The following is a 9,407-nucleotide window of genomic DNA, read 5'->3' as shown; positions in this document are numbered from 1 at the left end:
CCAGATCGCCACGCCGGCGGCGCGCTTCTGCGTCGTTGGTATGCCGATGCCCACGCCGCCGCCCACGTGCGAACCGTAACTGCCGGCACCCACCGACATGCCGACCGGTGAGCCGCTGCTGCCCACGCCCATCAGGATCACGCCGTTGGCACCCAGTGCAGCCGCTTCGCGCTTCAGGCGAGCCACGGCGGCATCGGTCTGGCCCTGCGTGCCGAAGCCCACCGCCGAAGACGATTCCAGCTGGGCGATTTCCTGCGAACCGGCGGGCGGCGTCGAATAGATCTGCACCTGGGACGGATCGATCGGCGCGCGGGCGCGGCCCAGCATGACCTTGGAGGTACTGGCGCAACCGGCAACGGTCAGCAGCACGGCCGCCAAGGCGACCCAACGGATGTTCATGGCGTATACCCCTGTAGGACTGGTTCGGATCATCAGCCGGGCACTCTGAATCGGCGCCAACATCGGGGCTCGACCCATGGCCGCACGCTAGCACGGGGCCGGTGAGGCTGACGGCAACGGCGGTAGGCGGCGCTGCCGGGAACGGCTATGGTTGGCGCATGAACAACCACCGGAGGGCGCTATGGGTGTGATCAGTCTGTTGTGGGGCGTGCTGGCGCTGCTGTGGATGATCCTGGCGTTGATACCGCTGCTGGGCTGGGGCAACTGGTTCCTGATCCCGTTCGCCGCGGTCGGCGCGATCATCGCCGCGCTCGGCATCCTGTTCACCCACCCCAGCAAGCGCGGCCGGGCGTGGACCGGGCTGATCCTGAACGGCATCGTGGTGGTGGTCGGCATCCTGCGCCTGGGGCTGGGCGGCGGCGTGATCTGAGCCGGTCGGGCCGGTGCGACCGGGCGTCGCAGGGACACGGCCGCCGGCCGGGCAGGGAGTAGAATGGGCGGCTGCGCGAGCCCCCCGCGTGCCTGTCGAACCGCGCCCTGCGCGGCTGCTCCCATGATCATTCGTTCCCGTCCCCACGGCTGGCAACTGCTGTACATCCTGCGTGGCTCCATCGTTCCGGCGATCGCGCCGAAGGTGCTGGCCATCCTCATCCTGTCCATCGCGGTCGCCGCGGTGGTGGAACTGGCGCCGCCGATCGGCATCGAGCGTGTCTCGGTCACCCCGTTCACCCTGCTCGGCCTGGTCCTGTCGATTTTCCTCAGCTTCCGCAACAGCGCCTGCTACGACCGCTGGTGGGAGGGCCGCAAGCTGTGGGGCCAGCTGGTGTTCGAATCGCGCTCGCTGGCGCGGCAGGTACAGGTGCTGCTGGCCGACGACGCACCGCGCCGCCAGCGCCTCGGCTACCTGACCACCGCCTTCGCCTATGCACTGGCCGCGCGCCTGCGCGCCCGCGACGTCGCGCTGGCGGCGGTGCCATGGCTGGACGAGGAACAGCGCGGGCAGCTCGCCCAGCGCGAGAACGTGCCCGATGCGTTGCTGGCGATGATCGCCGCCGAACTGGCCCAGGCCCGTCGCGCCGGCACGCTCGATTCCATTCTTTACGTCCAGCTGGAAGAGCGCCTGCACGCGATGTCCTCGATCCAGGCTGGCTGCGAACGCATCCTGACTACCCCGCTGCCGTTCGCCTACACCCTGCTGCTGCACCGCTGCGCGTGGATGTTCTGCGTGCTGCTGCCGTTCGGCCTGGCCAGCTCGCTGGGCTGGGCCACACCGGTGCTGTCGGCGGTGCTGGCCTACGCCTTCTTCGGCCTGGACCAGCTGGGTGAAGAAATGGAAGACCCGTTCGGCCTGGAGCCGAACGACCTGCCGCTGGACGCGCTGGTGCGCACCATCGAGATCGACCAGCTCGACGCCCTCGGCGAACGCCCGTTGCCCGCACCCCTGCTGCCGCAGGGCTACCTGTTGCAATAGCCACTCCCCGGAGCCTGCCATGCCTCATCCCCATTACCGCCCGCGGCGCATGCGCCATGACGAATTCTCGCGCCGCCTGATGCGCGAGAACACGCTGACCACCGACGACCTGATCTATCCGGTGTTCGTGCACGAACCGGCCGGTCGCGTTGCGGTGCCGTCGATGCCTGGCGTGGAGCGGCTGTCGATCGAAGAGCTGCTGAAGGTGGCCGAGGAAGCGCTGGAACTGGGCATCCCGGTGATCGACCTGTTCCCGGTGCTGGATGCCTCGCAGAAGTCGCTGGACGCCTCGGCGGCGTGGGCCGAGGACGGCCTGGCGCAGCGTGCGATCCGCGCGCTGAAGTCGCGCTTCCCGGAGCTGGGGGTGATGACCGACGTGGCCCTGGATCCGTACACCACGCACGGCCAGGACGGCATCATCGATGACAAGGGCTACGTGCTTAACGACATCACCGTCGAAGCGCTGGTCAAGCAGTCGCTGTCGCATGCCGAGGCAGGCGCGGACATCATTTCGCCGTCGGACATGATGGATGGCCGCATCGGTGCGATCCGTCGTGCGCTGGACGCCGACCACCACCTCAACGTGCGCATCATGGCCTACTCGGCCAAGTACGCGTCGGCGTTCTACGGTCCGTTCCGCGATGCGGTGGGCAGCGCGGCCAGCCTCGGCAAGGCCGACAAGAAGACCTACCAGATGGACCCGGCCAACGGTGACGAGGCGATGCGCGAGATCGCGCTGGACCTGGAGGAGGGCGCGGACATGGTGATGGTCAAGCCGGGCATGCCGTACCTGGACCTGGTGCGGCGGGTGAAGGAAACCTTCGGGGTTCCGACCTTCGCTTACCAGGTCAGTGGCGAGTACGCGATGATGAAGGCGGCGTTCGCCAACGGCTGGCTGGACGAGCGCGCCTGCGTGCTGGAATCGCTGCTGGGCTTCAAGCGTGCCGGCGCCGATGGCGTGCTGACCTATTTCGCGCCGCAGGTGGCGCGTTGGCTGCGCGAGCGCTGACAATAGCGCCCACGACGGACGGAGGAACACGCGATGGGACCTGAAATGGGTTGGATGCAATGGTTGATCTGGGGCACCGGTACGCTGGTGTTCGGGGCCATCATCGTCGGCGTGTTCGTTGCTGCCTGGCGCGCCGCGCGGCGCCCGCCCGAGCAGCTCTCCGCTGCCGCCCGGGTCGCCCGCGAGCAGGCCGTGCCGGAAAGCGTGCAGGCCGAACTGGCTGCACTGAACCGGCGCAAGGACAACGGCCAGCTCAGCGAAGCGGAGTACGAGCAGCAGCGCGCGAAGGTGCTGTCGCGCTGAGCGCCGTGGCCCGGGACCCGGGCCATCCACGCATGGCGTGGATCTACTGGTAGCCGCCAACCCTGGTTGGCGGTTTTGTTTCTGTGCCGATCAAGGTCGGCACCTACCGGAGGGGGGCGGTCGGCATCCACCAAACGCTCATCCACGCATGGCGTGGATCTACCGCACGCACCCAGGCACTGCCGCCACCTTCGGCACGGCCAGCCGGTATACATCCACGCCACCGGCGCGGGGCGACTTCGCCGCGTTGCTGGCCACCATCATTTCGCCCGGCTTGGCGTTGTCGACCACCGGCGCGCCGGTCCAGCCGCTGGCCTGGTTGAACGACAGTCCGATCGGCTGCAGCGCAGCGCCCGTCCATGCGCAACCGCTGGTCCAGACCTGCGCGGTGTCACCGCTGCCACGGCTGAAGGCCACCGCGCCAGCGCTGCCCAGCCAGTCGCCATCGGTTTCATCGGCGGGGCTGTTCAATGCCTGCAATGYCGTCGCCGGGCCTCGCACGCCCTGCGCGTCCAGCGTGGCCACGAACAGGTCCCAGCCGGCACCACGGCCCTGCTGGCGGGCAAACAGCAGCTGTCGCCCGTCCGCGCTCAATGCCGGCCCGCGCTCTTCATGGCGGCCACCATCGCCTGCCAGCGCTTGCGGCGCCCCCACGCTGCCATTGGCGGCGATCGCTGCCCGGTACAGCCCCGACCGGCCCTCGCGGCCTGCTGCGAACAGCAGCCAGTGGCCGTCGCGGCTGAAATACGGATCGCGCACCTCGCCGGACACCGCCAGCGGCAACGCCTGCGCCTGCTGCCAGCGGCCGTCGACCACGCGCGCCTGCCACAGCCCCCAGCCGGCCTCGCCACGGCGGGCGAAGACGATGCGCTGGCCATCGGCGCTGATCGTGGCCCGGCCTTCATCGGCACGGCTGGAGACCACGCCCATGCCTTCGATGCCGTACTCGTTCAACGCCATCGCCACCGGGGCAGAGAGTAGACTGGCGGCGAGCACCAGCAGGGTCGGGGCGATACGCATCATCCAGGTCCATGCACGAAAGAGCACCAGTCTAGCCAGCTTGAGGATTCCATGACCGATCGTTACGCCGTCTTCGGACACCCCGTCGCCCACTCGAAGTCGCCGCAGATCCATGCTGCGTTCGGTCGCCAGGAAGGCATCTCCCTCGACTACCGCAGCATCGATCTCGCCCCGGATGCATTCCTGGCCGGGCTGGAGGCGTTCGCCTCCGAAGGCGGTGTCGGTGCCAACGTCACCTCACCGCACAAGGAAGCGGCGTTCTCGGTGTGCACTACGCTGACCGCACGCGCGCGCCGCGCCGGCTCGGTCAATACCCTGCTGCGCAAGGGCGACCGCTGGCACGGTGACACCACCGATGGCATCGGCCTGGTGCGCGACCTCACCGACCGCCACAGCCTGGACCTGCGCGGCCGCCGCGTGCTGCTGCTGGGCGCCGGTGGTTCGGCGCGCAGCGTCGCTCCGGCGCTGCTGGATGCCGGCATCACCGAACTGGTGGTGGTCAACCGCACGCCGGAACGTGCCGATGAACTGATCGATGCCATGGGCGAGCCGGGCCGCGCGCTCAGCCGCTACTGGGATGATCTGCGCGACCTCGGTGATTTCGAGCTGATCCTCAACGCCACCTCGGCCGGCCGTGATCGCGACGCCGAGTTCAAGCTGCCGCTGTCGCTGGTCAATTCGATGACCACGGCCGTCGACCTGAACTACGGCGAGGCCGCCATCGCCTTCCTGGCCTGGGCGCGCGCCGCGCAGTGCCGCAACACGGTCGATGGCCTGGGCATGCTGGTGGAGCAGGCGGCGGAGAGCTTCCTGCAGTGGCATGCCGTACGCCCGCAGACCGACGAGGTCTACCAGCAGCTGCGCGCCGGTGCCGGCGCCTTCGCCGGGCAGGACTGATCGATGGATACCCAGGCTCTGATGGTCTCCCTGCTGACCATGGTCGGCGTGCGCCTGCCGGTGCTGATTGCCCTGTGCGTCGGCCTGGTCTGGGTGATGGGCGCGCCGCGCGATCCGGCACGCACCGGCGCGCTGACCGGCCTGCTGCTGTTGCTGGCGTCCAGCATGGGCAGCCTGCTGGCCAACCTGGTGCCGATGTGGATGGTCAGCAAGGGTGACTTCAGTGCGATCTCGCAGCTGAGTACCGTGCTGGGTGTGGTCCACTTCGGCCTGGCGATGCTCGATGCCGTTGGCACGGTACTGCTGGTCTGGGCATTGGTACGGCTGCTGCGGCTGCGCGCTGCGGCGCCCTGACCCCGATGGCGGCCTTGGCCGCGTCGGTGGTGTTGCGGGGCGCGCATCCAGCCATCGCGCGACGCGGCTGACCCTGTTCAGCGCCCACGCCTCGGAGGCCGTGGCCGGCCATGCGACAATGGCCGGCCTGACCCCGCTACGGTAGTTCTGGCGTGACCGAAACCGTCGCCGCTCCACGCAAGCTCGATGACACCTTGAAGGACGCGATCCGCAAGGCGTACACGACGCTGCAGGCCAATACCCCCGGCTTCTCCACCCGCCGCTCGCAGAGCCAGATGATCGGCGTGGTGTCGCGTGCGCTGTCCACCAGCGGTGGCGTGGGCGTGGTCGAGGCGCCGACCGGCGTTGGCAAGAGCCTGGGCTACCTGACCGCCGGGGTGCCGATTGCCCTGGCCAGCAAGAAGAAGCTGGTGATCAGCACCGGTACCGTGGCGCTGCAGTCGCAGCTGGTCGAGCGCGATATTCCGAACTTCCTCAAGGCCACCGGCCTGGAGGCGACCGTTGCCCTGGCCAAGGGCCGCACCCGCTACCTGTGCACGCGCAACGCCGCCGAGGCGCACGGCGAGGGCGCGCAGAACGGCATGTTCGAGGACGAGCAGCCGCTGTTCGACCGCCCGCTGGCGCCGATCGAGATGGACATCGCCAAGCGCCTCACCGTGGCCTTCACCAGCGGCAGCTGGGACGGCGACATCGACAACGCACCGGAAACCATCAGTCCTGGCCTGCGTAGCCGTATCACCACCCCGGCCTCAGGCTGCGCGGGGCGACGCTGCGCGTACTCGGCGCAATGCGCGGTGCTGCGCTCGCGCAACACCGTGCGCGATGCGCAGATCGTGGTCACCAACCACGCGCTGCTGCTGTCGGCGCTGTCCATTGGTGACAGCGACAACGGCCAGCCGATGATCGCCGCGCCGTCGGACATGCTGCTGGTACTCGACGAAGGCCACCACGTGGGCAACGTGGCCATCGACCAAGGCGCGGCCAGCCTGGCATTGGATGAAATGGCCAAGCGCACCGGCCGCCTGCAGATCCTGATCGCCGGTGCCTACCGCGCGGTCGACAAGGACCGCCTCGGCAACCTGCTGCCGAACGAAGCCATCGACGCGGCCAGCAACGTGGCCAAGGGCCTGCGTGCGTTCCGCGACCACGTCGAGGCGGTATGGATGCCGGCGCCGGCCGACGAGGAGCCGATGTGGCGCGCGGCCAACGGACGCCTGCCCGAGACCTGGCGCGAGCCGATCGAGGCGCTGGCCGACGATACCCGCAGCCTCTACAACTGGGCGCACGCGGCCACCGCGCAGGTCGCCAAGGGCAAGCCGGACGATCCGGCGCGCGAGCGCCTGCAGCGCAACCTGGGCATGGCGCTGGAGATGATCGAGCAGCAGTACAACCTGTGGCAGGTCTGGCGCCGCGAAGACAAGGAAGGCGCGCCACCGATGGCACGCTGGGTGACCGCCACCCGCGATGGCGACCTGGTGCTGCATGGCTCGCCGGTGTCGGCCGCGCACGTGCTGCGCAAGCTGTTGTGGGATGAAGTGGATTCGGTGGTGATGACCTCGGCGACGCTGACCGGTGGCGGCGACTTCCAGGCGCTGGCGATCGACAACGGCATCCCCGAAACCGCTGAGATGGTCTCGCTGTCCTCGCCGTTCGACCTGCCCAACCAGGCCGAGCTGATCGTGCCGCCGTTCCCGGTCACGCCCGATGACCGCGAAGGCCATCCGCGCGAAGTGGCGCGCTACATCGGCAAGGAACTGGACTGGACGAAGGGCTCGATGGTGCTGTTCACCTCGCGCTGGAAGATGGAGAAGGTGGCGGGCCTGATGCCGGCCGCCAAGCGCAAGCAGGTGCTGGTGCAGGGCGAGATGTCGAAGACGCGCATGATCGACGAACACCTGCGCCGTGTCGCCGCCGGCGAAGGTTCGGTGCTGTTCGGGCTGAACTCGTTCGGCGAAGGCCTGGATCTTCCCGGTGAGGCCTGCACCACGGTGGTGATCACCCAGGTGCCGTTCGCGGTGCCGACCGATCCGCAGACCGCCACCCTGAGCGAATGGGTGGAAGCGCGTGGGCTCAATGCGTTCAACCTGATCGCGATCCCGCATGCGCTGCGCACGCTGACCCAGTTCGCCGGCCGCCTGATCCGCACCTCCACCGACACCGGGCGGGTGATCATCCTCGACTCGCGCCTGCTGACCCGCCGTTACGGCAAGCGCATCATCGACGCGCTGCCGCCGTTCAAGCGCACCATCGGCTGAGCAGCGGGGTCAGATCCCTTCCGCAGGAAGGGCTCTGACCCGGCCGTGCGAGCAGGGTCGTTTCGCCCTTCAGTCCTGCGACTGCGGGCACGACTCGGATGCCAGTGCGTAGGGCTGGTACATGCAGCGGATCAGGTCATCCACGGTCTGCAGCCGCGGCGGCCATGCGACGCGCTGCGGGCCTTGCCTGGTCTGCATTCCGGCCATGCCGTCGCTGAGCGTGGCGCCCGGCGGCAGCGGCAGCGCCGCCAACCGCGCGCGGGCACGTCGCAGTGCCGGCAGGTCGTCGTCGAGAAAGGCGATGGTCGCATCCACATAAAGGTTCCATCCTTCCGGATCGGCGCCCGCCGGCTTGTACGTCAAGCGCATCAGCGCGCTGGCCGGATCGCGTTGCCCCGCGTAGGCGCGCAGTTGCGCCTCGTGCCAGGCCAACGCTGGGTGGCCGCTTGCCTTGGCCTGGCGCCGGTATGCGGCGAACAGGTCAGCCAGTTCCAACTGGCAGCCGGCGCGCCGGACCAGCGCGTCCCAACCCTCGCCGGGGCCGTGGTCGAATGCTGCCGGAGACATCGCCAGCAGTTGGGCACGATTGTCGAAGCGGCATTCGTCGGCGAACGCCGGCGTGGACGCAGTGGCCAGTGCCAGCGATATCAGGCTGAGGAAATGGCGCATCAGGACGTCCATGTGTGGGGGTCGCACATGATGCACCCCCGGGGTGGACGGCACGACAGGCAACGTGCGCTGCAGCTGCCGGCCAGCGGCCGGCACTACCCGTCTTCAGTCGCCAAGCAGGGCGGTGTTGCGTACGGCGCCCTTGTCGGCGCTGGTGGCCAGCAGGGCATAGGCCTTCAGCGCGCTGGTGACCTTGCGTGGGCGCGGTGCGCGCGGCTTCCAGCCCCGTGCATCGGCGTCGGCGCGGCGCTGGGCCAGCGTCGCCTCCTCCACCAGCAGGTCGATGCGGCGGGCCGGGATGTCGATGCGGATGCGGTCGCCATCCTCCACCAGTCCGATCACACCGCCGCTGGCCGCTTCCGGCGAAACGTGGCCGATCGACAGGCCCGAGGTGCCACCGGAGAATCGGCCGTCGGTCAGCAGTGCGCACTGCTTGCCCAGGCCTTTCGACTTCAGGTAGCTGGTCGGGTACAGCATCTCCTGCATGCCCGGGCCGCCCTTCGGGCCTTCGTAGCGGATCACCACCACGTCGCCTGGCTTCACTTCATCGGCAAGAATGCCGGCCACGGCGGCGTCCTGGCTTTCGAACACGCGCGCATTGCCTTCGAACACGTGGATCGATTCGTCCACGCCCGCTGTCTTCACCACGCAGCCGTCGATGGCCAGGTTGCCGCGTAGCACGGCCAGCCCGCCTTCCTGCGAATAGGCATGTTCCAGCGCACGGATGCAGCCTTCGGCGCGATCCTGGTCCAGCGACGGCCAGCGCGTGGCCTGGCTGAAGGCTTCCTGGGTGGGAATGCCGGCGGGACCCGCCTTGAAGAAGGTGTGCAGGGTGTCGTTGTCGCTGCGCATCACGTCCCAGCGATCCAGTGCTTCACCGAGCGTGGCGCTGTGCACGGTCGGCACCGAGGTATCCAGCAGGCCGGCGCGATCCAGTTCACCGAGGATGCCGAACACGCCACCGGCGCGGTGCACATCTTCGACGTGGTACTTGGGCGAGTTCGGCGCCACCTTGCACAGCTGTGGCACG

At 68.8% G+C, this 9,407-nt stretch carries 11 protein-coding genes; 7 read left to right on the top strand and 4 right to left on the bottom strand.

All coding sequences use genetic code 11. The annotated features are described in order from the left end of the window. On the bottom strand, nt 1-399 hold a 399-nt coding region (locus AB4Y84_RS06385; protein WP_442249889.1), incomplete at its 3' end, for a hypothetical protein. 181 nt (nt 400-580) lie between these two features. On the opposite strand from AB4Y84_RS06385, the gene AB4Y84_RS06380 reads away from it, so the two are divergent. From AB4Y84_RS06380 to AB4Y84_RS06365, 4 genes are all read left to right on the top strand, one after another. Next, complete coding sequence (locus AB4Y84_RS06380) at nt 581-829, top strand: hypothetical protein (RefSeq protein ID WP_032952021.1); 249 nt, start codon at nt 581-583, stop codon at nt 827-829. A 123-nt stretch (nt 830-952) separates the two neighbouring features. Then, the gene (locus AB4Y84_RS06375) at nt 953-1,870 is read left to right on the top strand and encodes a bestrophin family protein (protein ID WP_218788169.1); all 918 of its coding nucleotides are present in this window, start codon (nt 953-955) and stop codon (nt 1,868-1,870) included. Nucleotides 1,871-1,889: 19 nt separating this feature from the next. Further along, complete coding sequence (gene hemB / locus AB4Y84_RS06370) at nt 1,890-2,879, top strand: porphobilinogen synthase (RefSeq protein ID WP_025877543.1); 990 nt, start codon at nt 1,890-1,892, stop codon at nt 2,877-2,879. A 33-nt stretch (nt 2,880-2,912) separates the two neighbouring features. Continuing rightward, on the top strand, nt 2,913-3,182 hold the full coding sequence (locus tag AB4Y84_RS06365) for a gas vesicle protein GvpG (protein ID WP_025877541.1): 270 nt from the start codon (nt 2,913-2,915) through the stop codon (nt 3,180-3,182). A gap of 159 nt (nt 3,183-3,341) precedes the next feature. Here the strand turns inward: AB4Y84_RS06365 and AB4Y84_RS06360 are convergent, their stop codons facing one another. Continuing rightward, entirely contained in the window at nt 3,342-4,205 is an 864-nt protein-coding gene (locus tag AB4Y84_RS06360) for a hypothetical protein (RefSeq protein ID WP_442249888.1), read from the bottom strand. Between the two features lie 48 nt (nt 4,206-4,253). Between AB4Y84_RS06360 and aroE the strand changes: the two genes are divergently transcribed. The 3 genes from aroE (at nt 4,254) to dinG (ending at nt 7,708) form a co-directional block, all read left to right on the top strand. Next, the gene (gene aroE, locus AB4Y84_RS06355) at nt 4,254-5,099 is read left to right on the top strand and encodes a shikimate dehydrogenase (RefSeq protein ID WP_033832490.1); all 846 of its coding nucleotides are present in this window, start codon (nt 4,254-4,256) and stop codon (nt 5,097-5,099) included. Between the two features lie 3 nt (nt 5,100-5,102). Next, on the top strand, nt 5,103-5,453 hold the full coding sequence (locus tag AB4Y84_RS06350; RefSeq protein ID WP_313251319.1) for a hypothetical protein: 351 nt from the start codon (nt 5,103-5,105) through the stop codon (nt 5,451-5,453). A 152-nt stretch (nt 5,454-5,605) separates the two neighbouring features. After that, complete coding sequence (dinG, locus tag AB4Y84_RS06345; RefSeq protein WP_442244147.1) at nt 5,606-7,708, top strand: ATP-dependent DNA helicase DinG; 2,103 nt, start codon at nt 5,606-5,608, stop codon at nt 7,706-7,708. A 69-nt stretch (nt 7,709-7,777) separates the two neighbouring features. On the opposite strand, the gene AB4Y84_RS06340 is transcribed toward dinG, so the two are convergent. Both AB4Y84_RS06340 and AB4Y84_RS06335 read right to left on the bottom strand, forming a co-directional pair. Continuing rightward, the gene (locus tag AB4Y84_RS06340; protein WP_223497080.1) at nt 7,778-8,377 is read right to left on the bottom strand and encodes a hypothetical protein; all 600 of its coding nucleotides are present in this window, start codon (nt 8,375-8,377) and stop codon (nt 7,778-7,780) included. Nucleotides 8,378-8,482: 105 nt separating this feature from the next. Beyond that, a partial coding sequence (locus AB4Y84_RS06335) for a dihydroxy-acid dehydratase domain-containing protein (RefSeq protein ID WP_442249887.1) occupies nt 8,483-9,407 on the bottom strand: 925 nt, incomplete at its 5' end.

Source organism: Stenotrophomonas sp. 2YAF22 (assembly GCF_052114665.1).
Lineage (GTDB): Bacteria > Pseudomonadota > Gammaproteobacteria > Xanthomonadales > Xanthomonadaceae > Stenotrophomonas > Stenotrophomonas indicatrix.
This window is presented reverse-complemented; position numbering and strand designations above follow the sequence as displayed.

What these genes read in the sequence shown, in the direction of transcription:
- AB4Y84_RS06365 (WP_025877541.1), top strand. Translation starts at nt 2,913, where the DNA reads ATGGGACCTGAAATGGGTTGGATGCAATGGTTGATCTGGGGCACCGGT.
- aroE (WP_033832490.1), top strand. Translation starts at nt 4,254, where the DNA reads ATGACCGATCGTTACGCCGTCTTCGGACACCCCGTCGCCCACTCGAAG.
- AB4Y84_RS06340 (WP_223497080.1), bottom strand. Translation starts at nt 8,377, where the DNA reads ATGCGCCATTTCCTCAGCCTGATATCGCTGGCACTGGCCACTGCGTCC.
- hemB (WP_025877543.1), top strand. Translation starts at nt 1,890, where the DNA reads ATGCCTCATCCCCATTACCGCCCGCGGCGCATGCGCCATGACGAATTC.
- AB4Y84_RS06380 (WP_032952021.1), top strand. Translation starts at nt 581, where the DNA reads ATGGGTGTGATCAGTCTGTTGTGGGGCGTGCTGGCGCTGCTGTGGATG.
- AB4Y84_RS06350 (WP_313251319.1), top strand. Translation starts at nt 5,103, where the DNA reads ATGGATACCCAGGCTCTGATGGTCTCCCTGCTGACCATGGTCGGCGTG.
- AB4Y84_RS06375 (WP_218788169.1), top strand. Translation starts at nt 953, where the DNA reads ATGATCATTCGTTCCCGTCCCCACGGCTGGCAACTGCTGTACATCCTG.